Genomic DNA, 23,751 nt, shown 5'->3' with positions numbered 1-23,751 from the left:
GAAATGGCCATGACGACGAATGTAATCAGCCTGGTGTCCATCGGCGCCCACCCGACTTCAGGCCGCCCACGCCGCGCCGAGCAAGATGCGCGCGCTGTGGAACTGGGCCTGCAACTGGCTGGGGATAACCTGCAAGTGCTGCACGCCGGCGACATCGGAGAACCGACCCTGCGTGCTTACCTGGGTATGGGCTTGCCGCAGTTGCATGTCCTTGAGCAACCAGCCGGGGCGGATGCCTTGCCGGTACTGGGTGACTATCTGCGGGACGCGGGCGCCCAGGTGGTGCTCACCGGCAGCCAGGCGGAAACCGGCGAAGGCTCGGGAATGTTGCCGTTCCTGCTGGCCGAACAACTGGGTTGGCCGCTGATTGTCGGCCTGGCCCAGGTGGAATCCATCGAAGGCGGCGTGGCCCATGTGCTGCAAGCCTTGCCTCGTGGCCAACGGCGGCGCCTGAAGGTGCGCCTGCCGTTTCTGGCCACGGTGGATAACGCCGCGCCCAAACCACGGCAAAGCGCCTACGGCCCGGCTCAGCGCGGGGTGCTGGAAGCCCACGACGTGCAGGTGCTGGACGATGAGTTATTCACAGGCGCTGTGCTGCAGCCGGCCAAGCCTCGACCCAAGCGCCTCAAGGTGATCAAGGCCAAGAGCGGCGCCGACCGGATGAAGGCCGCCACGGCCAAGGCCAGCGGCGGCGGTGGGCAGGTGCTCAAGGGTGTTAGCCCTGAGGCCGGTGCGGAAGCCATTCTCAAGTTGCTCATAGAAGAAGGCGTAGTGCGCTAAACCCTTGTAGGAGCGAGCTTGCTCGCGAAGAGCCCGAGGGCGCCGCGTTCATCCAGAAAGCGCACGTCATCGTTAACGACCTTCGCGAGCAAGCCCGCTCCCACATTGTTTGCGGCGCTTGTTAGGTTACCCACAATCCCTGTTAACCCACCTGTGGATAACCTGTTCGCGGCTGTCCACACCCCATGCAAATCAAGCCCTCCAGCTCGCTGTACGAAAAACAACCAGCCTAACTGACGGTTTTTCCTTGGGTTTTTCTGTGGATAAGGAAAATGCCCAGTACAGAGTTGCCCCCAAAGTCTGTTGGTGCTTCTGTGGATAAGATGTTCGCTATCCGCTGTAGGCCATATAACGCGTGGCTTACAGTGCGTTGGTTAAAATGTAACCAATATCGCCATTCCAGCTGAGTTTTGCTCTCAAAGCCGCGATTTTGCTCGGTTTAAGCCGGTTTTCCACAGATGGTCCAAAGTTGCCCCCAAAGTCTGTTGGCGCTTCTGTGGATAAGGTGTTTGCGTTCCTCTGTAGCCCTTGCAGAACGTGGCTTTCAGGCTTTAGGTTAAAAAACGATCAATGTGGGATAAAACCGGTACCTTTGAATAAGTCACGGATTTTCTTGGTTTTATTTCGAAGGGAAAGCGCAGTTGCCCACAATTGCTGTGGGTGGCTTTGTGGATAAGTTGTTGGGCAATGGCTGGAAGGCAGGAAAGCAGGGGGCTGTCAGAGACCTGGCTGTTTTTTGTACAGTTCAGGTCCCTGTCAGTGTATGGCTTACTCGTGGACCGCTACACCTTTGAGATACGGCGCTGGCGCCGCCCCCAGATTGCTCAGCATCCGCTCGCTGTACCAGTCCACAAAGTTGACCACACCAAACTCATACGTCTTGGAGTACGGCCCTGGCTGGTACGCGGTGGAGTTGATGCCGCGCTGGTTCTCTTCGGCCAGGCGACGGTCCTGGTCATTGGTGGCGTCCCACACTTTACGCATGCGCTCGACGTCGTAATCCACGCCTTCCACGGCGTCCTTGTGCACGATCCACTTGGTGGTGACCATGGTTTCCTGGGCACTGATCGGCCACACGGTGAACACAATGATGTGGTCGCCCATGCAGTGATTCCACGAGTGCGGCAGGTGCAGGATGCGCATCGAGCCCAGGTCCGGGTTCTTGATGCGGCCCATCAGCTTGTTGCAGCCTTGCTTGCCGTCGAGGGTCATCGACACGGTGCCCTTGAGCAGCGGCATGCGCACGATGCGGTTACGCAGGCCGAAGCTCGCGTGGGCGTAAGGGATCTTTTCGGCATCCCAGGCGGCGGCGGAGGCGGCCACGTGGTCCTTGAAGGCCTGGTCGGCCCGCGGGTCGGTGACGTCGTCCCATTCCAGCAGGGTTTTCAACAGTTCCGGGTGTGACGCGTTGCAGTGGTAGCACTCGCGGTTGTTTTCCAGCACCAGCTTCCAATTGGCTTTTTCAAACAAGGTGGTCTGGATCGCCACCTTGGTGTTTTCCATGTCGTAGGGTTCCATGTAGTGGCTCAGGGTCGACAGGAAGTCGTCGATGGCCGGCGGGTTCTCCGACAGGCTGATAAAGATGTAGCCACCAGCGGTCTTCACGTTTACCGGCTTGAGGCCGTACTGCTTCATGTCGAAGTCGGCGCCCATTTCGGTACCGGCGAACAGCAGGCGGCCGTCCAGTTCATACGTCCACTGGTGGTAATGGCACACCAGCTTGGCGACCTTGCCCTTGTCGCTGGTGCACAAGCGCGAACCGCGGTGGCGGCACACGTTATGGAACGCATGCACCACGCCATCGGCGCCACGGATCACGATGATCGGGTTCTTGCCCACTTGCAGGGTGATGTAGTTGCCTTTGGCCGGGATCTCGCAGGTCATGCCGGCGATCAACCACTCTTTCTGGAAAATTTCCTGCATGTCGATATCGAACAGCCGCTCATCAGAGTAAAACGGCTGCGGCAGCGAAAAGGTGCGCTCGCGTTCTTGCAGCATTTGCGCAGTGGCCTTGCGTGCGGGTTCCAGCGGATCGCCCAAGCTTAAGGTTGCGGTGACGTCCATCGTGTGTGTCCTCATGGCCATTCTGTGTGGCCGGCGAATAGTGGCTGATCAGGTTTTGCAGCAAGGCGTAAAGAAAGCGTCTTTGTTGGGAGCGAGTGTGGGCCCCACAACGGCCAGAACCTTATCCATGAACGACATGGCCCACTCTGTTCCCGACGCGCAATCCCCGTGGCATGGGGGCTGGTCGCGATAAGTATGTGAATGTCGCAGATAGGTAAATGGGTGATTCGCGCGTTACGCAGAATCGCCACCATAAGGCCGATCACACGGCTATGGAGAACAGCATGTCCAACAGCTTCCTGAACCCGGTAACAACCCAGACCTGGGCCAATGGTCGGCACATCGTCCGTTGCGTCAAAGTCATCCAGGAAACCTGGGACGTGCGCACCTTCTGCTTTATGGCCGACCAGCCGATCCTGTTCTTTTTCAAGCCCGGGCAGTTCGTCACCCTGGAGCTGGAAATCGACGGCCAGCCGATCATGCGTTCGTACACTATTTCCAGCTCGCCGTCGGTGCCTTACAGCTTTTCGGTGACCATCAAGCGCGTGCCGGGCGGCAAGGTGTCCAACTGGCTGCACGACACGCTGCATGAAGGCCAGGAGCTGGCGGTGCACGGGCCGGTGGGTCTGTTCAACGCCATCGACTTCAGCAACCCGAAAGTCCTGTATCTGAGCGGTGGCGTCGGAATCACGCCGGTCATGTCCATGGCGCGCTGGTACTACGACACCAACGCCAACGTCGACATGACGTTTATCCACAGCGCCCGCTCGCCGAAAGACATCATTTACCACCGCGAGCTGGAGCACATGGCGTCGCGGATTGATAACTTCAGCCTGCACCTGATTTGCGAAAAACACGGCCTGGGTGAGCCCTGGGCCGGTTATCGCGGGTACCTGAACCACAAGATGCTCGAACTGATGGTGCCGGACTTCCTGGAGCGGGAAGTCTTCTGCTGTGGCCCGACGCCTTACATGAACGCGGTAAAGCGCCTGCTGGAAGCCGCCGGCTTCGACATGAGCCGCTACCACGAGGAATCCTTCGGCGCGACGCCACCGGAAGCCCGGGCCGACGCGGTGGAGCAAGCCGAACAAGCGGCGGATGCGCCGGAAATCGACCTCGCGGACCTGCATCAGGTGGAATTCATTGCCTCTGGCAAGAGCATCCGCGTGGCACCGGGCGAGACCGTGCACGCGGCGGCAGCCAAGCTTGGCCTGCTGATTCCGAAAGCCTGTGGCATGGGGATCTGCGGAACGTGCAAGGTGCTGAAACTGGGCGGGGAGGTCGAGATGGACCACAACGGCGGGATCACCGAGGAAGACGAAGCCGAGGGTTACATCCTGTCGTGCTGCAGCGTGCCCAAGGGCGATGTGCGCATCGAGTTCTGACCCCACCTGATCATTCCCACGCTCCGCGTGGGAATGCCTCTTTGGACGCTCCGCGTCCCGCTATGTGACGCGGAGCGTCACGGGCTGCATTCCCACGCAGAGCGTGGGAACGATCAGGCCCAGCGCTGAATCTCAATCAGGCCATCCGGTCCTGCATAGTTGCGAGCGCTGGAATACCGCCAGTGCTCGGCCAAGTCCACATAACCCCGCTTCACAGTGGTCGATCGTTCCCACGCTCCGCGTGGGAATGCCTCTTTGGACGCTCCGCGTCCCGCTGTGTGACGCGGAGCGTCACGGGCTGCATTCCCACGCAGAGCGTGGGAACGATCAGGCTCAGCGCTGAATCTCAATCAGGGGTCCTGTCCCGCATAGTTGCGGGCGCTGGAATGCGGCAGGTGCTCGGCCAAGTCCACATAACCCCGCTTCACAGTGGTCGATCGTTCCCACGCTCCGCGTGGGAATGCCTCTTTGGACGCTCCGCGTCCCGCTGTGTGACGCGGAGCGTCACGGGCTGCATTCCCACGCAGAGCGTGGGAACGATCAGGCCCAGCGCTGAGTCTCAATCAGGCCATCCTGTCCTGCATAGTTGCGAGCGCTGGAATACCGCCAGTGCTCGGCCAAGTCCACATAACCCCGCTTCACAGTGGTCGATCGTTCCCACGCTCCGCGTGGGAATGCCTCTTTGGACGCTCCGCGTCCCGCTGTGTGACGCGGAGCGTCACGGGCTGCATTCCCACGCAGAGCGTGGGAACGATCAGGCTCAGCGCTGAATCTCAATCAGGCCGTCCTGTCCCGCATAGTTGCGGGCGCTGGAACGCGGCAAGTGCTCGGCCAAGTCCTTGGACGCTCGGCGTCCCGCTGTGTGACGCGGAGCGTCACGGGCTGCATTCCCACGCAGAGTGTGGGAACGATCAGGCCCAGCGCTGAATCTCAATCAGGCCATCCTGTCCTGCATAGTTGCGAGCGCTGGAATACCGCCAGTGCTCGGCCAAGTCCTTGGACGCTCGGCGTCCCGCTGTGTGACGCGGAGCGTCACGGGCTGCATTCCCACGCAGAGTGTGGGAACGATCAGGCCCAGCGCTGAATCTCAATCAGGCCATCCTGTCCTGCATAGTTGCGAGCGCTGGAATACCGCCAGTGCTCGGCCAAGTCCACATAACCTCGCTTTACAGGGTTGTGGTGAATGTAATCAAGCTTTTGGCGCATCACCGCTTCGCTGTACACCAATTCGGCGTGTGACCCCTCTTGCCATAGCTGATAAATCCGGTCCGTTTTATGCGCCCGTTTGCTGAAACGCAAACGCTGCAACACTCGCTCCGCTCCTCGTTTCTGCAGGTCGTCAATGATGGTTCGGGCGGTGAAGGATTTGAACTGGCTGACACATTTACCCAGGTCTGGTGCCTGAGCGACGAAGTGCAGATGGTTTTCGAGAACGACGTAGCCGTAGAGATTGAGATGTTCGTGGGTTTGTTGATATCGCCAGCAACTCAATAAGTGGCCGACGAGGTAGTCGCGGGTAAATAGCGGTATCCATTCCATGACGGTGCATGTCAGGAGGTGTGGTTTTTCAGGTTCGGTAATGGTGTAGCGGCTTCTGCCCATCAATTCGTCCTTGAACCGTGGTGTGGCCTGGACGCGGAGCGTCCGGGGAGGCGTTCCCACGCAGAGCGTGGGAACGGTCAGTTAGAGGTTATTGGGCGTAGATGTGCACGACGAAGTGCTGGCCTGATGCTGTCAGTTCATAGACTTTGTCAGTGATCCGCAATGTTCTCGTCGGTTCGCTGATGGTGTCACCGATTTTCGCGGATTTTCTGAATTCGTCCCAGTCGATGACCGTAGTGCTGATAGTGCCTTCGCCTAGCAAGTTGTTTCCGTAGCGTTGCGCTTCCATGGTATTGCCCTCTGCTGGATTTCCGTTTCCGGCCGATTATTCGGCTGGCGGTTAGTCCCGAAAGGCGGCCTTTTCCTTTCGGGTTTCAAGAGGCTAGTCAATGAAAGCGGAGTTGGTTGCTGTCAGAAATATCAAAAAAACAGTCTCGGCATTTCGCCATTATCTGAGGGCCCGATGACTACTTCAGGCGCTCATTACTTCCCGGATATCGGCGGCTAATTCTCTTACGCGCTCTTCCTCGGTATCCCACGCACACATGAACCGCGCGCCACCCTTGCCGATGAAGGTGTAGAAGCGCCAGCCCTTGGCCGTCAGCGCGGCAATCGCCGGTTCCGAGAGTTGCAGGAACACGCCGTTGGCCTGCACCGGGAACATCAACTCCACCCCCGGAATATCCGCCACCAGGCTGCTGAGCAATTGCGCGCAGTGGTTGGCGTGGCGGGCGTGTTTGAGCCAGGCGTCGTTTTCCAGCAGGCCCACCCACGGGGCGGAGAGGAAGCGCATCTTTGAGGCAAGCTGCCCGGCCTGTTTGCAGCGGTAGTCGAAGTCTTCGGCCAGCTTGTGGTTGAAGAACAGGATCGCTTCACCCACGGCCATGCCGTTCTTGGTGCCGCCAAAACACAGTACGTCGACGCCGGCTTTCCAGGTCAGGTCGGCCGGCGAGCAGCCGAGGAATGCGCAGGCGTTGGAGAAGCGTGCGCCGTCCATGTGCAGGTTCAGCCCCAGTTCCTTGCAGGTGACGCTGATGGCGCGGATTTCTTCCGGGGTGTAGACGCTGCCGACTTCGGTAGCCTGGGTCAGCGTTACGACGCGGGGTTTCGGGTAGTGGATGTCCTGACGCTTGAGGGCGATCTCGCGGATCGACTCCGGGGTCAGCTTGCCGTTTTCAGTGCGGGCGGTGAGCAGCTTGGAACCGTTGGAGAAAAACTCCGGCGCGCCGCATTCGTCGGTTTCGACGTGGGCGGTTTCCGAGCAAATCACGCTATGGTAGCTCTGGCACAAGGAGGACAGCGCCAGGGAGTTGGCTGCGGTGCCGTTGAAGGCGAAGAACACCTCGCAGTCGGTTTCGAACAGTTTGCGGAAACCGTCGGCGGCGCGGTGGGTCCATTCATCATCGCCATAGGCGCGTTGATGGCCCTGGTTGGCGAGTTCCATGGCGGCCCAGGCTTCCGGGCAGATGCCGGAATAGTTGTCGCTGGCGAATTGTTGGCTCTTGTCGGTCATGGCCCAGTCCTGTGGTCGATGTTGGTGCGCACTTTACCCAAGATTGTCGGGCGGGCGCACGCACTGTTAATGCAAAGTCATTGGGGAATTATGCACGGTTCTGAACGCGTTCCTGTAAGCCGCGTCCGCGATGGCGCCCTGGACCTGCTCAAGTGGCTGGCGCTGCTGAGTATGGTGCTGGACCACCTGCGGTATGTCGGTTTGAGCCTGGACGGGCTGTATGTGCCGGGTCGCCTGGCGTTCCCGTGGTTTTGCCTGGCGATTGCGGCGAATCTGCATCGGGTCAAGGGCGCGCCGGTGGCGGGGCAGTGGCGCTATCTGGGCTGGTTGCTGCTGTTCAGTGTGGTCAGTGAAGTGCCGTACCGGATGTTCATTGACGACGCCGATACGCTGAACGTGCTGCCGACCCTGGCGCTGGGTTTGCTGGTTGCCCGGGGATGGCAGCAGAAGGCTGTCATTGATCGAGGATTGGCGTTGATCGCGCTGGTTTTGGCGGGGTTGTTTTCGGCTCAGTTGATGTTCGGGTTTTTTGGTGTGCTGCTGCCGTTGGCGATGCTGCTGGTGTTTCGCCGGCCGTGGTACTTCAGCGTGCTGCCGGGTGTGGTGTGCCTGGCTGCCAATCAATGGCAGATCCTGCTCAATAGCGGCACGCTGGTGGCGATGCTGGGATTGGCGACATGCCTGATTGCGCCACTGGCCGGATTGGTCGTGTTGCGACAGGCCAGGCAGGTGTCGCCGCCGGCCATGCGGCGCTGGGCGTATGCGCTTTATCCTGCGCATTTCCTGCTGCTGCTACTCCTTCGAAAGATCATCGCCTAACCCCTTGTAGGAGCGAGCTTGCTCGCGAAAAACGTCAACGATTACGAGGGCTGTCTGGATGCGCGCGGCGCCCTCAGGTTTTTCGCGAGCAAGCTCGCTCCTACAAATGCCGGGGGCCATGTCGTAAACGCACCTTTGCGTGGCGTCCATAGGCATTTGGCCTCTCTGCGCCAGCCCTACCATCGCATCAAAGGGCCCCTCCGTCGTGCGGCGGCCCCAACAATACGATTGGCGCACCGCCGCCGCTGGGAGAGACGCGATGTTCAGCAAGCAAGACCAGATCCAGGGTTATGACGATGCACTGCTGGCGGCCATGAATGCCGAGGAGCAGCGCCAGGAAGATCATATCGAGCTGATCGCGTCAGAGAACTACACCAGCAAGCGTGTCATGGAAGCCCAGGGCAGCGGCCTCACCAACAAGTACGCCGAAGGTTATCCGGGCAAGCGTTACTACGGCGGCTGCGAGCACGTGGACAAGGTCGAAGTACTCGCCATCGAACGCGCCAAGCAGCTGTTCGGTGCCGATTACGCCAACGTGCAGCCGCACTCCGGTTCGTCCGCCAACAGCGCGGTGTACCTGGCGCTGCTGAACGCCGGTGACACCATCCTCGGCATGAGCCTGGCCCACGGCGGCCACTTGACCCACGGCGCCAAAGTATCGTCCTCGGGCAAGCTCTACAACGCGGTGCAATACGGCATCGACACCGCTACCGGCCTGATCGACTACGACGAAGTCGAGCGCCTGGCCGTGGAGCACAAGCCGAAGATGGTCGTGGCCGGTTTCTCCGCCTACTCCAAGACCCTGGATTTCCCGCGCTTTCGCCAGATTGCCGACAAGGTCGGTGCGCTGCTGTTCGTCGACATGGCCCACGTCGCCGGCCTGGTGGCCGCTGGTCTGTACCCGAACCCGCTGCCGTACGCCGATGTGGTCACCACCACCACCCACAAGACCCTGCGCGGTCCACGTGGCGGGTTGATCCTGGCGAAGTCCAATGAAGAAATTGAAAAGAAACTCAACTCTGCGGTATTCCCAGGCGCCCAGGGCGGCCCGCTGATGCACGTGATCGCCGGCAAGGCGGTGTGCTTCAAGGAAGCCCAGGAGCCAGGTTTCAAGGCTTACCAACAGCAAGTGATCGAAAACGCCCAGGCCATGGCCGGCGTGTTTATCAAACGCGGCTACGATGTAGTGTCCGGCGGCACCGATAACCACTTGTTCCTGGTCAGCCTGATCCGTCAGGGCCTCACCGGTAAGGACGCGGACGCAGCCCTCGGTCGCGCCCACATCACCGTCAACAAGAATGCCGTGCCTAACGACCCGCAGTCGCCCTTCGTGACCTCGGGCCTGCGTATCGGTACGCCGGCGGTGACCACGCGTGGCTTCAAAGTGACCCAATGCCTCACGCTGGCCGGCTGGATCTGCGACATCCTCGACAACCTCGGCGACGCCGATGTGGAGGCCAACGTCGCCAAGCATGTGGCCGCCCTGTGCGCTGATTTCCCGGTTTATCGCTGAGCGCGGTTTTGGAGTAATGACTATGCAACGCTACTCGGGCTTCGGCCTCTTCAAGCACTCACTCAGCCACCACGAAAACTGGCAGAAAATGTGGCGCACGCCGACCCCTAAAAAGGTCTACGACGTGGTCATCGTCGGCGGCGGCGGGCATGGTCTGGCGACGGCTTACTACCTGGCCAAGGAACACGGCATCACTAATGTGGCCGTGGTCGAGAAAGGCTGGCTGGGCGGCGGTAACACCGCGCGCAACACCACCATCGTGCGGTCCAACTACCTGTGGGACGAGTCGGCGCACCTGTACGAACACGCGATGAAACTCTGGGAAGGTTTGTCTCAGGATTTGAACTACAACGTGATGTTCTCCCAGCGTGGCGTCTACAACCTGTGCCACACCCTGCAGGACATCCGTGACTCCGAGCGCCGCGTCAGCGCCAACCGCCTCAACGGCGTGGACGGCGAACTGCTCAACGCCAAACAAGTGGCCGACGAGATTCCGTACCTCGACTGCTCCAAGAACACCCGCTACCCGGTAATGGGCGCCACCGTGCAACGGCGCGGCGGCGTGGCCCGTCACGATGCCGTGGCCTGGGGCTTTGCCCGCGCCGCTGACGCACTGGGCGTGGACCTGATCCAGCAGACCGAAGTCATCGGTTTCCGCAAGGAAAACGGCGTGTGCATCGGCGTGGAAACCAACAAGGGTTTCATCGGCGCCAAGCGCGTCGGCGTAGTGACCGCCGGTAACTCCGGCCACATGGCATCCCTGGCGGGCTTCCGCCTGCCGATCGAATCCCACCCGCTGCAAGCGTTGGTGTCGGAGCCGATCAAACCCATCATCGACAGCGTGATCATGTCCAACGCCGTGCACGGTTACATCAGCCAGTCCGACAAGGGCGACCTGGTGATCGGCGCCGGTATCGACGGTTACAACGGCTATGGCCAGCGTGGTTCGTACCCGGTGATCGAACACACCATCCAGGCCATCGTCGAGATGTTTCCGGTGCTGTCCCGCGTGCGCATGAACCGTCAGTGGGGCGGCATCGTCGACACCACGCCGGACGCCTGCCCGATCATCTCCAAGACCCCGGTCCCGAACATGTTCTTCAACTGCGGTTGGGGCACCGGTGGCTTCAAGGCCACGCCAGGCTCAGGCAACGTGTTTGCCGCAAGCCTCGCCAAGGGTGAAATGCACCCGTTGGCTGCTCCATTCTCCATCGACCGTTTCCACAACGGTGCGCTGATCGACGAACACGGCGCTGCGGCCGTCGCCCACTAACAGGAGAAATTCCCTATGTTGCATATCTTCTGTCCTCACTGTGGCGAACTGCGCTCCGAAGAGGAATTCCACGCGTCCGGCCAAGCGCACATCCCGCGCCCGCTGGACCCGAACACCTGCACCGACGAGGAGTGGGGCGACTACATGTTCTTCCGCGACAACCCGCGCGGCCTGCACCACGAACTGTGGATTCACGCCGCCGGTTGCCGCCAGTATTTCAACGCGACCCGCGACACCGTGACCTACGAAATTCTTGAAACCTACAAGATTGGCACCCAGCCGCAATTCACCGCCAAGGCTTCTGGAGAGAAGGTATGAGCCAGATCAATCGCCTGTCCAACGGTGGCCGCATCGACCGCAACAAAGCCCTGAGCTTCACCTTCAACGGCCAGAGCTACAAAGGCTTTGAAGGCGATACATTGGCCGCTGCATTGCTGGCCAACGGCGTCGACATTATCGGTCGCAGCTTCAAGTATTCCCGCCCGCGCGGCATCTTCGCCGCCGGTGCCGAAGAGCCGAACGCGGTGTTGCAGATCGGCGCTACCGAAGCCACGCAAATCCCTAACGTGCGCGCCACGCAACAGGCGCTGTACCAGGGTTTGGTCGCCACCAGCACCAACGGCTGGCCGAGCGTCAACAACGACATGATGGGCATTCTCGGCAAGGTCGGCGGCAAGCTGATGCCGCCGGGTTTCTACTACAAAACCTTCATGTACCCGCAATCGTTCTGGATGACTTACGAGAAGTACATCCGTAAGGCTGCAGGTTTAGGCCGCTCTCCGACCGAGAACGATCCGGACACCTACGACTACATGAACCGTCATTGCGACGTGCTGATTGTGGGCGCGGGCCCTGCCGGCCTGGCGGCTGCCTTGGCCGCCGCCCGCAGTGGCGCCCGGGTGATCATTGCGGACGAGCAGGAAGAATTCGGCGGCTCCTTGCTGGACTCCCGCGAAAGCCTCGATGGCAAGCCGGCGGCCGAATGGGTTGCCAGTGTTATTGCTGAACTGAAATCCCTGCCGGACGTGGTACTGCTGCCTCGCGCCACCGTCAACGGTTACCACGACCATAACTTCCTGACCATTCACGAGCGCCTCACCGATCACCTCGGTGACCGTGCGCCGATTGGCCAGGTGCGTCAGCGCATTCACCGGGTTCGCGCCAAGCGTGTGGTGCTGGCGACCGGCGCGTGTGAACGCCCGCTGGTGTACGGCAACAACGACGTACCGGGCAACATGCTGGCGGGTGCGGTCTCCACTTACGTGCGGCGCTACGGTGTGGCACCGGGCAAAAAACTGGTGCTGTCGACCAACAACGATCACGCCTACCGCGTGGCGCTGGACTGGTTTGACGCCGGTCTTTCCGTAGTTGCAGTGGCCGATGCGCGTCATAACCCACGCGGCGCACTGGTTGAAGAAGCTCGCGCCAAAGGCATTCGCATCCTCACCGGCAGCGCCGTGATCGAAGCCCGTGGCAGCAAGCACGTCACTGGCGCCCGCGTTGCGGCTATTGATGTGAAGGCCCATAAAGTCACCAGCCCCGGCGAATGGCTGGACTGCGACCTGGTCGCCAGCTCCGGCGGTTATAGCCCGGTGGTTCACCTGGCCTCGCACCTGGGCGGCAAGCCGATCTGGCGTGAAGACATCCTCGGTTTTGTGCCGGGCGAAGCACCGCAAAAACGCGTGTGCGTCGGTGGGATCAATGGCGTCTATGGCCTCGGCGATTCCCTGGCTGACGGTTTTGAAGGTGGCGTGCGCGCCGCCAGCGAAGCCGGTTTCGCGCCGGTGGAAGGGACGCTGCCCAAAGCCTTGAGCCGTCTAGAAGAGCCGACCCTGGCGCTGTTCCAGGTGCCTCACGAGAAAGCCACCGCACGGGCGCCGAAGCAATTTGTCGACCTGCAAAACGACGTCACCGCGGCCGCCATCGAACTCGCCACCCGCGAAGGTTTCGAGTCGGTGGAGCACGTCAAACGCTACACCGCACTGGGCTTCGGCACGGACCAGGGCAAGCTCGGCAACGTCAACGGCCTGGCCATCGCGGCCCGTTCGCTGAACGTGACTATCCCGCAGATGGGCACCACCATGTTCCGCCCCAACTACACGCCGGTGACCTTCGGCGCAGTAGCAGGCCGCCACTGTGGGCATATCTTCGAGCCGGTGCGCTACACCGCGCTGCAAGCCTGGCACGTGAAAAACGGCGCCGAGTTTGAAGACGTCGGCCAGTGGAAGCGTCCGTGGTATTTCCCGCGCAACGGTGAAGACCTGCACGCCGCCGTGAAACGCGAATGCCTGGCCGTGCGCGACAGCGTCGGCCTGCTGGACGCGTCCACCCTTGGCAAGATCGACATCCAGGGCCCGGATGCCCGCGAGTTCCTCAACCGCATCTACAGCAATGCCTGGACCAAGCTCGACGTGGGCAAGGCCCGCTACGGCCTGATGTGCAAGGAAGACGGCATGGTCTTCGACGACGGCGTCACCGCTTGTCTGGCCGACAACCACTTCCTGATGACCACCACCACCGGCGGCGCGGCGCGCGTACTGCAGTGGCTGGAAATCTACCAACAGACTGAGTGGCCAGACCTCAAGGTGTACTTCACCTCGGTCACCGACCACTGGGCAACCATGACCTTGTCCGGCCCCAACAGCCGCAAGCTGTTGAGCGAAGTCACCGACATCGACCTGGACAAGGACGGCTTCCCGTTCATGACCTGGAAAGAAGGCCTGGTGGGCGGCGTGCCGGCGCGGGTGTTCCGGATTTCGTTTACCGGTGAGCTGTCGTACGAAGTCAACGTGCAGGCCGACTACGCCATGGGCGTGCTCGAGAAAATCGTCGAGGCCGGCAAGCAGTACAACCTGACGCCTTATGGCACCGAAACCATGCACGTGCTGCGGGCCGAGAAGGGGTTCATCATCGTCGGCCAGGATACCGACGGCTCGATGACCCCGGACGACCTGAACATGGGCTGGTGTGTAGGCCGTACCAAACCGTTCTCGTGGATTGGCTGGCGCGGGATGAATCGCGAAGACTGCGTGCGTGAAGACCGCAAGCAACTGGTGGGCCTGAAGCCGATTGACCCGAACGTGTGGCTGCCGGAAGGCGCGCAACTGGTGTTCGACACCAAGCAGACGATCCCGATGAAGATGGTCGGCCATGTCACCTCCAGTTATGCCCACAACTCCCTCGGTTATTCGTTTGCCATGGGCGTGGTGAAGGGCGGCTTGAAGCGCATCGGCGAGCGGGTGTTTGCCCCGCTGGCGGATGGGAGTGTGATCGAGGCGGAGATTGTTTCTTCGGTGTTCTTCGACCCTAAAGGCGATCGCCAGAACATCTGACACCTGATCGTTCCCACGCTCCGCGTGGGAATGCATCCCGGGGCGCTCTGCGCCCCAAGAGCGGACGCAGAGCGTCCATGGCGGCATTCCCACGCAGAGCGTGGGAACGATCAAATTCAACACAGGTGCTTTATGACAGCAGCCAATGTTTACCAGCAACGCCCCACCTCCGGAGCCAAGGCCGAGTCGTCGCTGTACCATGCCGACCTCGCCAGCCTGGTGGGCAAGGGCCGCAAGAACGCCGGCGTGACCGTGCGTGAAAAGAAACTCCTCGGCCACCTGACCATTCGTGGCGATGGCCACGACGCCGCCTTCGCCGCCGGCGTGCACAAAGCCCTGGGCATCGAGTTGCCCGGCGCGTTGCAAGTCATCGTCAAGGGTGAAACCAGCCTGCAATGGCTCGGCCCGGATGAGTGGCTGCTGGTGGTGCCGAGCGGTGAAGAATTCGCCGCCGAGAAAAGTTTGCGCGAGGCGCTGGGTGATTTGCATATCCAGATCGTCAACGTCAGCGGCGGCCAGCAGATCCTCGAACTCAGCGGCCCCAACGTGCGTGACGTGCTGATGAAATCCACCAGCTACGACGTACACCCCAACAGCTTCCCGGTGGGCAAGGCGGTGGGCACGGTGTTCGCCAAGTCGCAACTGGTGATTCGCCATACCGCTGAAGACACCTGGGAGCTGCTGATTCGTCGCAGCTTCTCGGATTACTGGTGGCTGTGGTTGCAGGATGCGGCGGCTGAGTATGGTTTAAGCGTCCAGGCCTGATCGTTCCCACGCTCCGCGTGGGAATGCATCCCGGGACGCTCCGCGTCCCAAGAGCGGACGCAGAGCGTCCATTGCGGCGTTGCCACGCAGAGCGTGGGAACGATCAAGGAGTCACGAATAATGAGCCGCGTACCCGATACATGGATTTTGACCGCCGACTGCCCCAGCGTGCTCGGCACGGTGGACGCGGTGACCCGCTATCTGTTCGAGCAGGGCTGCTACGTCACCGAGCACCACTCGTTTGATGACCGGCTTTCGGGTCGTTTCTTCATCCGCGTGGAGTTTCGCCAGCCTGACGGTTTTGACGAGCAAGCTTTCCGCGATGGCCTGGCCACTCGCGGTGAAGCGTTCGGTATGATCTTCGAACTGACCGCGCCGAACTACCGGCCGAAAGTGGTGATCATGGTCTCCAAGGCCGATCACTGCCTCAACGATTTACTCTACCGCCAGCGCATCGGCCAACTGTCGATGGACGTGGTCGCCGTGGTCTCCAACCACCCTGACCTCAAGCCCCTGGCCGACTGGCACCAGATTCCGTATTACCACTTTCCCCTGGACCCCAACGACAAGCCGTCGCAAGAGCGCCAGGTGTGGCAGGTGATCGAAGAGTCCGGCGCCGAACTGGTGATTCTTGCGCGCTACATGCAAGTGCTGTCGCCGGAGCTGTGCCGCAAGCTCGATGGTAAAGCCATCAACATCCACCACTCCCTGCTGCCCGGTTTCAAGGGCGCCAAGCCGTATCACCAGGCCTACAACAAGGGCGTGAAACTGGTGGGCGCCACCGCGCATTACATCAACAACGATTTGGATGAAGGCCCGATCATTGCCCAGGGCGTGGAGGTGGTGGACCACAGTCACTATCCGGAAGATTTGATTGCCAAGGGACGGGATATCGAAGGCCTGACCCTGGCCCGGGCTGTGGGGTATCACATTGAGCGGCGGGTGTTCTTGAACGCCAATCGGACAGTGGTGCTCTGATGGGCGCCTTCGCGAGCAAGCCCGCTCCCACATTCGACCGCATTTCAAAGGTAGAACTCGGTCAACTGTGGGAGCGGGCTTGCTCGCGAAGAGGCCATCACTAACAACGCAAAACAGCATCTGTACCCGAGCACTTTAACGCGCTGCCTGCCTGGGCAACGCGGTTCCATAAAAACAACAGCGAGGTGAAAGCATGTCTGGTAATCGTGGTGTCGTGTATCTCGGCAACGGCAAGGTCGAAGTACAGAAAATCGACTATCCCAAAATGCAGGACCCCCGTGGCAGGAAGATTGAGCACGGCGTCATCCTGCGCGTGGTCTCCACCAACATCTGCGGCTCCGACCAACACATGGTGCGCGGCCGCACCACTGCCCAGACCGGCCTGGTCCTGGGCCACGAAATCACCGGCGAAGTGATCGAGAAGGGCAGCGACGTCGAGAACCTGAAAATCGGCGACCTGGTGTCCGTGCCGTTCAACGTCGCGTGTGGCCGTTGCCGTTCCTGCAAAGAGCAACACACGGGCGTGTGCCTGACCGTCAACCCGGCCCGTGCCGGTGGGGCCTACGGCTATGTGGACATGGGCGACTGGACCGGCGGCCAGGCCGAATACGTGCTGGTGCCTTACGCCGACTTCAACCTGCTGAAACTGCCGGACCGCGACAAGGCCATGGAGAAAATCCGCGACCTGACCTGCCTCTCCGACATCCTGCCCACCGGCTACCACGGCGCAGTCACTGCAGGCGTTGGCCCGGGCAGCACGGTCTACATCGCCGGTGCCGGTCCGGTGGGCCTGGCGGCTGCCGCTTCCGCTCGCCTGCTGGGCGCTGCGGTGGTGATCATCGGCGACGTCAACCCGATCCGCCTGGCCCACGCCAAGGCCCAGGGTTTTGAAATTGCCGACCTGTCGAAAGACACCCCGCTGCACGAACAGATCGCTGCGTTGCTGGGCGAGCCGGAAGTGGATTGCGCCGTCGATGCCGTGGGTTTCGAAGCGCGCGGCCATGGTCATGAAGGGGCCAAGGCAGAGGCTCCGGCCACCGTGCTCAACTCGTTGATGGGCGTGGTGCGGGTGGCCGGCAAAATCGGTATCCCGGGCTTGTACGTGACCGAAGATCCGGGTGCCGTGGATGCCGCTGCAAAAATGGGCAGCCTGAGCATTCGTTTCGGCCTGGGCTGGGCCAAGTCCCACAGCTTCCACACCGGGCAAACTCCAGTGATGAAGTACAACCGCCAGTTGATGCAGGCAATCATGTGGGACCGTATCAACATTGCCGACATCGTCGGTGTGGAAGTCATCAGCCTGGATGACGCGCCACGCGGGTACGGTGAGTTCGATGCGGGCGTGCCGAAGAAGTTTGTGATTGATCCGCACAAGTTGTTCAGCGCGGCTTAGACGTTAGATAAGGGCGACCCAAGGGTCGCCCTTTTTATATAAAACTTCAGTTTTCTATAAGAAAACCGGTGATGGTGATACCTATAAGCGAGAGGCAGGTAACGAGTGTTGGTATGACCATCCAATACTTGAGGTGCCGTGGTATTTGTTCAACGTCCTCAACCAGTACCATACCCCTGCGTTGAATTATTCCCGGAATGAGAATAACGGTTGCCATAGCGAATACGCGTTGCGGTCTTCCTTCAAAGTGGCTATGACGAAACGTGTGCCTGCATCCGACTATAAAGGTGCTGTATTGCATATAGCGCTCAGCGGCATCGAGCTTTTTGTACATGGCAGAAAAGACGATTGGGAAGCTGAGTAGCAGGAGGGCGCATGAGACCACCGCAAAGTATTCCAAGTGCATTCAATACTCCACTGCCTGATAGAGAACTTTACCCACCAACTCCCCAGCATTAATCACCAGCTGCCCAGGTAACACCACGGTGTTGCGGATATGTTGGTTAAGGATGTCGAACTTGGTTTGAACATGAGGATTAAGCGAGAGGCGTTGTTTCAGTAGCGGATAAGGCTGTGATCGATCATTGATAAATGCGTAAGGTCCCTGCATCGCGTGCACCTCCAAGTGACTGAGGTGCACGACTATAAGAAAGCGCTGCAGGCGAGGTAAGACGCGTGCAGGGACGTTTTAGTGTTTCGGAAATGGACTACTTAAGTGTCGGCGTATGCCTACTCCTGCAGCCGCCGACCGATCACATCCATCAAATCGCAACCGTCGCGCAGCGGTATGGCGCAGAGCAGGGCGAAGTCCTTGAGGACGATGGTGTCGGTGATGAGGGTGTCGCGAAACGCGAGGTTTTCCAGGACTTGGGTCACCGCGCGGATGCGGTAGGCGGCGGCGTCGTGGAGCACGTCCAGCGGGGTTTGGGTGTCGATGAGCAGGGAAGGGACGGTGCAGTCGTGGCCGGTTAGGGGCATGTAGCGGTTCATGTGTGCAACCTCATTTCAGATAATGGGGCTACCACTCACCCGTCGCCAAACGAATGGGTGGCAGCTGTACGCAGGTTGGCGAACCGGTGAAATGAAGCAAAGCCGGCAGACCCGAAGGTCTCCCGCGCACAGCCGCCATAAAGCGCAGCTTTGCGGGTGCAAAAAGACCTGCAAAGAAACAGGTGCTTTTGCATGCATTATTTCAATCGAGTCGCCAAACCCGTATCGCCATGTGGACGACCGCCGGACTATAAGCCTCCTTGTTTGGCCGAGGCAAGACGCAATGCCGAACACATTTCCCGACACAATGACGATCAACTGTAGGAGCGGGCTTGCCCGCGAAAAACCTGAGGGCGCCGGGCAAAAAGAAGGCGACCCCGGGGGTCGCCTTCTTTGCCTGCGTGGGTCACTCAGCGAATCGCCAAAGCTCCCTGATACACCGTTGGGCCCGTCGGCTGCTTGCTCACCGAGCCGCCCTTGGTTTCCGAGCTGACCATCAGTGTCACCGGCTTGCTGATCGACTCCTGCTGGCGAGGGTTGATGCCGATAATGCCTTTGCCGTCTTCCGGCAACAGGCCCAGTGACACCGGCGTACCGTCAGCCGGAACCGCCCACAGCTCCAGGCTTTGGTCCGGAGCCGGTGCCGTAGCGGCAATCGGCTGCACTTCGAGGTAATCCTTGTGGGCCACGATCTGCGTGGCCGGTTGCTGGGTGGTGTTCACCAGCAGCGCGGCAGCCTTGACGCTGTCCTGGGTGTAGAGGGCGCCGCCGACGCCGGCGACTACCACCAGACACGCGCCGATGAACAGGCGTGGACGGTTCCAGAATGAAGGCTTGTGCTCAATCACTTGAGGGTTGATCGCAGTCATTAGGCTCTTCCTGACATGTTTTGTAGTCTTTCATGGACCCAGTTAACGGCGATCGGTTCCTCATCTGTCGTCTTGAACCTTGGGGCAGTGTGATGTCAATTGGCCCTGAACTGTGGAACGACCGTCAATGGTGCTGGGGTGGGAGGACCAGTTCCTTGTACGTGAATGCGCATTGTTTTTCCGGATGCTGCTCGGTGGAATCGGCATAGCAGTATTGGACCTCCTTGGCTTTTTTGTAGGCCCCGGCCTTGGCTTTGCTCTCATCCGTTTTCGACTCATCCACCCATTTTGTCCCGGGCACGGGTGCCCAGCCTTTGAAGGAGTAGAGGGTCATCCTTAAAAAGTCGAACCAGCCTTCACCCTCGTAGTCGCAGGACACTACGTATGCATTGCCTTCTGAACTGATATCCCGGTACAGCGCCCCCGTGAAGTGGAGCTTTTCGAGCAGGTTCTCGTCGCCAAAGGGGTTCTCTCCCACCCAGATGCCCTTATGAGGGCCGGGGGCATAAAAAATATCCCACGGCCCCCATGGCTCTTGCGGTTTGATACTTGCCTTGGGCGGGCACATGGCAATTTCATCTGCCAGGGCATTGCCCACAAGGGTCGAAAATACCAGCGCGTTCAGTGCGATGTTCATCAGCTTCATGTCGTACTCCCTTACGTGATAGGAGTCTTCATGGTGGGCGTGCGGAGGCGTTGCAGATACTGTCAATATTGACAGCGGGGTAGATCAAGTTCGGATTAAAAAAAGCCGGGTTATTTCAAAAGGGCAATCCACTGTAGGAGCGAGCTTGCTCGCGAAAAACCTGAGGGCGCCGTGGCCTTTCAGGTTTCCCGCGTTATCGTTGACGACCTTCGCGAGCAAGCTCGCTCCTACAGTAATTAGAGTGAGGCCAATTGGCCCTGATACAGCACCGGTCCGGTAGGTTGTCCGGTTGGCGAGCCGCCCTGAGGCTCAAGAGTCACCGCCAGGGTCAACGGTGCTGTCAGCAATGCCTGGTGTTCTTTGCTCAACTGGATCCGGCCTTTACCCGACACCGGCAACACCCCCAGAGAGATGGGTTTGCCGCCCGCCGGGATTGCCCACAGTTCCAACGCGCGGGCCGGCTCCACAGCCGCCAGGGTCAGCGGTTCCACCTGCAGATGATCCGCATAGGCCTGGATCTTCAGCGCGGGCTGTTGATTGGCCGCCACCAGCGTGGCGTTGTACTCCACCCCAAGATCACGCTGGTACAGCACGCCCACCAACACCGCGATCACCACCCCGCACGCCACCACCAGCAAACGCAGGTTCATCCAGAACGGCCTCTTCGCCGGCATATGCAGCACTTGCGGCTCAATGCGGGCCTTGATGCCTTCCCACACGTGATCCGGCACCGGCCGTTCAGGCAGCGGCCCGGTGAGGCTGGCGAGGGCGTCCTGCCAGTGTCCCAGTTCCACGCGCAGGGCGGCATCGTCCAGCAGCAGCGCTTCAAAACGTCGACGGGCGGTGGCGGGCATCAACCCGATGGCGTAATCCGCCGCGAGGGCGCGGCGCAGGGAGGTGGTCTGGTAGTTCATGATTCAAGGCACCTGCGCAAGCGCTCCATGCCGCGGCGAATCCAGGATTTGACCGAGCCCAGCGGCGCGGCCAGGTGGTCGGCCAGCTCCGAGCAGGACAAGCCCTGGAAGTATGCCACGGTGATCGATTGACGCTGCATGCCTTCGAGGCTGTCGAGGCAGCGGTTCAGGGCGTGGGCTTCGCGCTCGCTGTCGAGCAATTCATGGGCGCTGGGGCTTTCGTCGGCCATGGCGTCCTGCTGGCCGTCGGCCAAGGGCTGTTCGCGGTGTTTACGCAACTGGTCGATGGCCAGGTTGCGGGTGATGTTGATCATCCAGGTCAGCGGCGCCGATAAGTGGGCTTCATACCGCGAGGCGTTGAACCAGATGCGCACGAAGCTTTCCTGCAATACGTCTTCAGCCAGGTCAGGGCGCCCCATGAACCGCAGGGCGACACCGTGCAAACGCGGGGAAACGCTGCGATAGAGCGTTTCGAACGCCTGGCGGTTACCCAGGGAACACTGGGCCAGCAATTGCCGTAGCTGATCTGCATCGTGGGTCGAAATGGGGCTTCTCCAGGCGCTTGCAACAGGGCGATGGGGCGGCACACGGTAAAGAGGGCAGGCTGAGGTTAGTCCAGCTTGGGCATTCATTCCATCTACCTCCGCGCGGCTCGTGGTGGATATACGCAGCGCAGGGCGGTTCGGATGCAGTGGTTTTCTGAACTAATCTGTGAGGTGGGAACAATCTTTCGTAACACCCAGTCAAACCCCTGCTTTCAGCGCTTACTTTCAGAGGTTGTCTTGATGAAGATTTCACGCGGTTTTGCCCTGTCCTGCCTGTTGACCGTGGCGGCCAGCCCGGTGTTTGCGGCAGGTTTCAGCCTCGGCGACGTAGCCAATGCCGTTTCAGGCGCACAGAGTGGCGACAAGGCAGCAGCGGCTGCGCCGACCTCACAGACCGCCGGCTTGCTGAGCGCCCTGACCTCGCAATTGAACGTGTCCCCGGAGCAGGCCGTCGGCGGTACCGGCGCGATGCTGGGCCTGGCCAAGAATAAATTGGGCGGCGGTGATTACTCGCAACTGACCCAAAGCGTACCTGGCCTGGAAAAGCTCTCCGGCAGCAACTCCCTGGGCAGCCTCGGCGCCCTGAGCGGCATGCTCGGCCAGAGCGGCGGCAGCAAGACCTCGGGCCTGGATGGCTTGCTGGGTAACGTGAAGAACACCAACGACCTGAACACCGCGTTCAGCGCGCTGGGCATGGACAGTGGGATGGTTGGCCAGTTTGCCCCGGTTATCCTGAAATACCTGGGCGGCCAGGGCGCCAGCGAGTCGGTGCTGAGCAAACTGGCTTCGGCCTGGGGCACTGGCGGCTAAGACCGCTCCGCGCGCAGTTGGGCGATGCGCGCATCCTTCTCCCTCCAGAGCTGGTTGACCCAGTTCTGGACGGTCTGGCGAAACACCGGATCGTTCTCGTAATCCCCCTGCCACAACGCCGGATCCAGTTCACGGGTGCGGATATCCACGATCACCTTCGGCACTGCGCCACTGATCAAGTCCCAGAAGCCGGGAATGTTTTCCTGTGGATAAACCACGGTGACGTCGAGCACCGCATCCAGCTGTTCACCCAACGCCGCGAGCACGAACGCCACGCCACCCGCCTTGGGTTTGAGCAGACGTTCGAAGGGTGAAGCCTGCTGTTTGCGCTTGGCCGGGGTGAACCGCGTCCCTTCCAGGTAATTCACCACGGTGACCGGCTGGCGCTTGAACAGCTCGCAGGCCTCTTTGGTGATCTTCAGGTCCTGCCCTGCCAGCTCAGGGTGCTTGGCCAGGAACGCCTTGCTGTAGCGCTTCATGAACGGGTAATCCAGTGCCCACCACGCCAGGCCCAGGAAGGGTACCCAGATCAGTTCCTTTTTCAGGAAGAACTTGAAGAACGGCGTGCGCCGGTTAAGGGCCTGGATCAAAGCGGGGATGTCGACCCAGGATTGGTGGTTGCTGATCACCAGATAAGACGTGTCACCCCGCAGGTCGTCGCCGCCGCGAATATCCCATTGGGTGGGGATGCACAGGGCGAAGATCAGCTTGTCGATCTCGGCCCAGGTTTCGGCGATCCACATGACGGCCCAGGAGGCGTAGTCGCGAAAGCGACCGGGCGCCACCAGCTTGAGCAGGGCAAACACCATCAGCGGCCCGAACAGCACCAAGGTGTTGAGCAATAGCAGTAGTGTGACGAAACAGCCGGTGAGCAGGCGGCGCATAAGTAACTCTTGGAATCATTTTGGCCCGCCATGATAAGCAGCTTGGGTCTAGAGGCCAAATCGCAAATAAGCTTACGAATGTTTCACAGCGGGCTGGGTATGCTCTGTGATCTAACTAAGCGGCGTTTTTGCAGTCTAGAATTGGCCCATCTATTTCAAGGAAACCTCCTACGTGAAATCCATCCTTGCCCTGCTAGCACTTGTGGCCTTGCCTGTCATGGCCGCCGAGCCGACCCTCTACGGTCGCTACGAATACATCCAACTGCCGGAAATCGGCGAGACCTTCAAGGCCAAGATGGACACCGGCGCGCTGACCGCCTCGCTGTCGGCCCGGGACATCGAGACCTTCACCCGTGATGGCGACGATTGGGTGCGCTTCCGCCTCGGCGGCAAGGACGCCACCAACAAGGTGTACGAGCACAAGGTCTCGCGCATCAGCAAAATCAAAAGCCGCGCCGACGAAGATGACGACAAGGATGAAGCCACCGTGGCCAAGCGTCCGGTGATCGACCTGGAAATGTGCCTGGGTAACGTCAAGCGTACCGTCGAGGTCAACCTCACCGACCGCAGCAGCTTCAACTACCCGCTGCTGATCGGCGCCAAGGCCCTGCGTGAATTCGGCGCTGCGGTAAACCCGGCGCGCCGTTACACTGCGGACAAACCGGACTGCTGACGG

At 60.4% G+C, this 23,751-nt stretch carries 23 protein-coding genes and 3 pseudogenes; 12 read left to right on the top strand and 14 right to left on the bottom strand.

Features of this window, described 5'->3' with window-relative positions:
- Positions 1-9 precede the first annotated feature (9 nt).
- Positions 10-780, top strand: a complete 771-nt coding sequence (locus NVB75_RS17540) for an electron transfer flavoprotein subunit beta (protein WP_258342546.1) — start codon at positions 10-12, stop codon at positions 778-780.
- A gap of 768 nt (positions 781-1,548) precedes the next feature.
- On the opposite strand, the gene gbcA is transcribed toward NVB75_RS17540, so the two are convergent.
- Entirely contained in the window at positions 1,549-2,844 is a 1,296-nt protein-coding gene (gene gbcA / locus NVB75_RS17535) for a glycine-betaine demethylase subunit GbcA (protein WP_003216945.1), read from the bottom strand.
- 284 nt (positions 2,845-3,128) lie between these two features.
- Between gbcA and gbcB the strand changes: the two genes are divergently transcribed.
- Positions 3,129-4,229, top strand: coding sequence for a glycine-betaine demethylase subunit GbcB (gene gbcB / locus NVB75_RS17530; protein WP_258342545.1), 1,101 nt, complete (start codon positions 3,129-3,131; stop codon positions 4,227-4,229).
- A 113-nt stretch (positions 4,230-4,342) separates the two neighbouring features.
- On the opposite strand, the pseudogene NVB75_RS17525 reads toward gbcB, so the two are convergent.
- The 5 genes and pseudogenes from NVB75_RS17525 to NVB75_RS17500 form a co-directional block, all read right to left on the bottom strand.
- A pseudogene (locus NVB75_RS17525) lies at positions 4,343-4,444 on the bottom strand (transposase); the annotation flags it as partial.
- Between the two features lie 325 nt (positions 4,445-4,769).
- Positions 4,770-4,871 (bottom strand): annotated as a pseudogene (locus NVB75_RS17520) (transposase); the annotation flags it as partial.
- A gap of 426 nt (positions 4,872-5,297) precedes the next feature.
- The gene (locus NVB75_RS17510) at positions 5,298-5,831 is read right to left on the bottom strand and encodes a transposase (protein WP_258342544.1); all 534 of its coding nucleotides are present in this window, start codon (positions 5,829-5,831) and stop codon (positions 5,298-5,300) included.
- Positions 5,832-5,919: 88 nt separating this feature from the next.
- The gene (locus NVB75_RS17505) at positions 5,920-6,120 is read right to left on the bottom strand and encodes a hypothetical protein (protein WP_003209176.1); all 201 of its coding nucleotides are present in this window, start codon (positions 6,118-6,120) and stop codon (positions 5,920-5,922) included.
- Between the two features lie 183 nt (positions 6,121-6,303).
- Positions 6,304-7,344, bottom strand: a complete 1,041-nt coding sequence (locus tag NVB75_RS17500) for a low specificity L-threonine aldolase (protein WP_010167499.1) — start codon at positions 7,342-7,344, stop codon at positions 6,304-6,306.
- A gap of 90 nt (positions 7,345-7,434) precedes the next feature.
- Here NVB75_RS17500 and NVB75_RS17495 point away from each other — a divergent pair, with 90 nt between their 5' ends.
- The 8 genes from NVB75_RS17495 to fdhA all read left to right on the top strand — a co-directional run bounded on the left by NVB75_RS17495 (position 7,435) and on the right by fdhA (position 17,417).
- The gene (locus NVB75_RS17495; protein WP_258342543.1) at positions 7,435-8,163 is read left to right on the top strand and encodes a conjugal transfer protein TraX; all 729 of its coding nucleotides are present in this window, start codon (positions 7,435-7,437) and stop codon (positions 8,161-8,163) included.
- Positions 8,164-8,422: 259 nt separating this feature from the next.
- A complete protein-coding gene (gene glyA, locus NVB75_RS17485) occupies positions 8,423-9,676 on the top strand; it encodes a serine hydroxymethyltransferase (protein ID WP_258342541.1) in 1,254 nt (417 codons plus the stop codon).
- Between the two features lie 22 nt (positions 9,677-9,698).
- A complete protein-coding gene (locus NVB75_RS17480; protein ID WP_003209185.1) occupies positions 9,699-10,949 on the top strand; it encodes a sarcosine oxidase subunit beta in 1,251 nt (416 codons plus the stop codon).
- 15 nt (positions 10,950-10,964) lie between these two features.
- Positions 10,965-11,267: a sarcosine oxidase subunit delta gene (locus NVB75_RS17475; protein ID WP_177025572.1), complete on the top strand. Its 303-nt coding sequence runs from the start codon at positions 10,965-10,967 to the stop codon at positions 11,265-11,267.
- A complete protein-coding gene (locus NVB75_RS17470) occupies positions 11,264-14,281 on the top strand; it encodes a sarcosine oxidase subunit alpha (RefSeq protein WP_258342537.1) in 3,018 nt (1,005 codons plus the stop codon). Before NVB75_RS17475 ends, NVB75_RS17470 begins: the two co-directional genes overlap by 4 nt.
- 132 nt (positions 14,282-14,413) lie before the next feature.
- Positions 14,414-15,046 (top strand): sarcosine oxidase subunit gamma, encoded by a 633-nt coding sequence (locus NVB75_RS17465; RefSeq protein ID WP_258342536.1) that lies wholly within the window; start codon positions 14,414-14,416, stop codon positions 15,044-15,046.
- Positions 15,047-15,166: 120 nt separating this feature from the next.
- Positions 15,167-16,024 (top strand): formyltetrahydrofolate deformylase, encoded by an 858-nt coding sequence (purU, locus tag NVB75_RS17460; protein ID WP_003209192.1) that lies wholly within the window; start codon positions 15,167-15,169, stop codon positions 16,022-16,024.
- Positions 16,025-16,217: 193 nt separating this feature from the next.
- The gene (gene fdhA / locus NVB75_RS17455) at positions 16,218-17,417 is read left to right on the top strand and encodes a formaldehyde dehydrogenase, glutathione-independent (RefSeq protein ID WP_003209194.1); all 1,200 of its coding nucleotides are present in this window, start codon (positions 16,218-16,220) and stop codon (positions 17,415-17,417) included.
- 406 nt (positions 17,418-17,823) lie between these two features.
- On the opposite strand, the gene NVB75_RS17450 is transcribed toward fdhA, so the two are convergent.
- The 7 genes and pseudogenes from NVB75_RS17450 to NVB75_RS17420 all read right to left on the bottom strand — a co-directional run bounded on the left by NVB75_RS17450 (position 17,824) and on the right by NVB75_RS17420 (position 21,468).
- Positions 17,824-18,027: a hypothetical protein gene (locus NVB75_RS17450; RefSeq protein ID WP_258348831.1), complete on the bottom strand. Its 204-nt coding sequence runs from the start codon at positions 18,025-18,027 to the stop codon at positions 17,824-17,826.
- 119 nt (positions 18,028-18,146) lie between these two features.
- Entirely contained in the window at positions 18,147-18,395 is a 249-nt protein-coding gene (locus tag NVB75_RS17445; protein WP_258342535.1) for a hypothetical protein, read from the bottom strand.
- 422 nt (positions 18,396-18,817) lie between these two features.
- Entirely contained in the window at positions 18,818-19,276 is a 459-nt protein-coding gene (locus NVB75_RS17440; protein WP_177046484.1) for an anti-sigma factor domain-containing protein, read from the bottom strand.
- A gap of 124 nt (positions 19,277-19,400) precedes the next feature.
- Positions 19,401-19,922, bottom strand: coding sequence for a hypothetical protein (locus tag NVB75_RS17435; RefSeq protein ID WP_258342534.1), 522 nt, complete (start codon positions 19,920-19,922; stop codon positions 19,401-19,403).
- Between the two features lie 123 nt (positions 19,923-20,045).
- Positions 20,046-20,141, bottom strand: a pseudogene (locus tag NVB75_RS17430) (outer membrane lipoprotein carrier protein LolA); the annotation flags it as partial.
- A 17-nt stretch (positions 20,142-20,158) separates the two neighbouring features.
- Positions 20,159-20,836 (bottom strand): anti-sigma factor domain-containing protein, encoded by a 678-nt coding sequence (locus NVB75_RS17425; protein ID WP_258342533.1) that lies wholly within the window; start codon positions 20,834-20,836, stop codon positions 20,159-20,161.
- Positions 20,833-21,468 (bottom strand): RNA polymerase sigma factor, encoded by a 636-nt coding sequence (locus tag NVB75_RS17420; protein WP_258342532.1) that lies wholly within the window; start codon positions 21,466-21,468, stop codon positions 20,833-20,835. The genes NVB75_RS17425 and NVB75_RS17420 overlap by 4 nt, the downstream gene beginning before the upstream one ends.
- 153 nt (positions 21,469-21,621) lie before the next feature.
- Between NVB75_RS17420 and NVB75_RS17415 the strand changes: the two genes are divergently transcribed.
- Positions 21,622-22,191 carry a DUF2780 domain-containing protein gene (locus NVB75_RS17415; protein ID WP_258342530.1) on the top strand — a complete coding sequence of 190 codons (570 nt, stop codon included), beginning with the start codon at positions 21,622-21,624 and terminating at the stop codon, positions 22,189-22,191.
- On the opposite strand, the gene NVB75_RS17410 is transcribed toward NVB75_RS17415, so the two are convergent.
- Positions 22,188-23,075, bottom strand: a complete 888-nt coding sequence (locus tag NVB75_RS17410; protein WP_258342529.1) for an acyltransferase — start codon at positions 23,073-23,075, stop codon at positions 22,188-22,190. The genes NVB75_RS17415 and NVB75_RS17410 overlap by 4 nt on opposite strands.
- 172 nt (positions 23,076-23,247) lie before the next feature.
- Between NVB75_RS17410 and NVB75_RS17405 the strand changes: the two genes are divergently transcribed.
- On the top strand, positions 23,248-23,748 hold the full coding sequence (locus NVB75_RS17405; protein WP_076017844.1) for an ATP-dependent zinc protease: 501 nt from the start codon (positions 23,248-23,250) through the stop codon (positions 23,746-23,748).
- Positions 23,749-23,751: the final 3 nt, after the last annotated feature.

This window comes from Pseudomonas sp. CBS (assembly GCF_024734645.1).
Classification (GTDB): domain Bacteria; phylum Pseudomonadota; class Gammaproteobacteria; order Pseudomonadales; family Pseudomonadaceae; genus Aquipseudomonas.
This window is presented reverse-complemented; position numbering and strand designations above follow the sequence as displayed.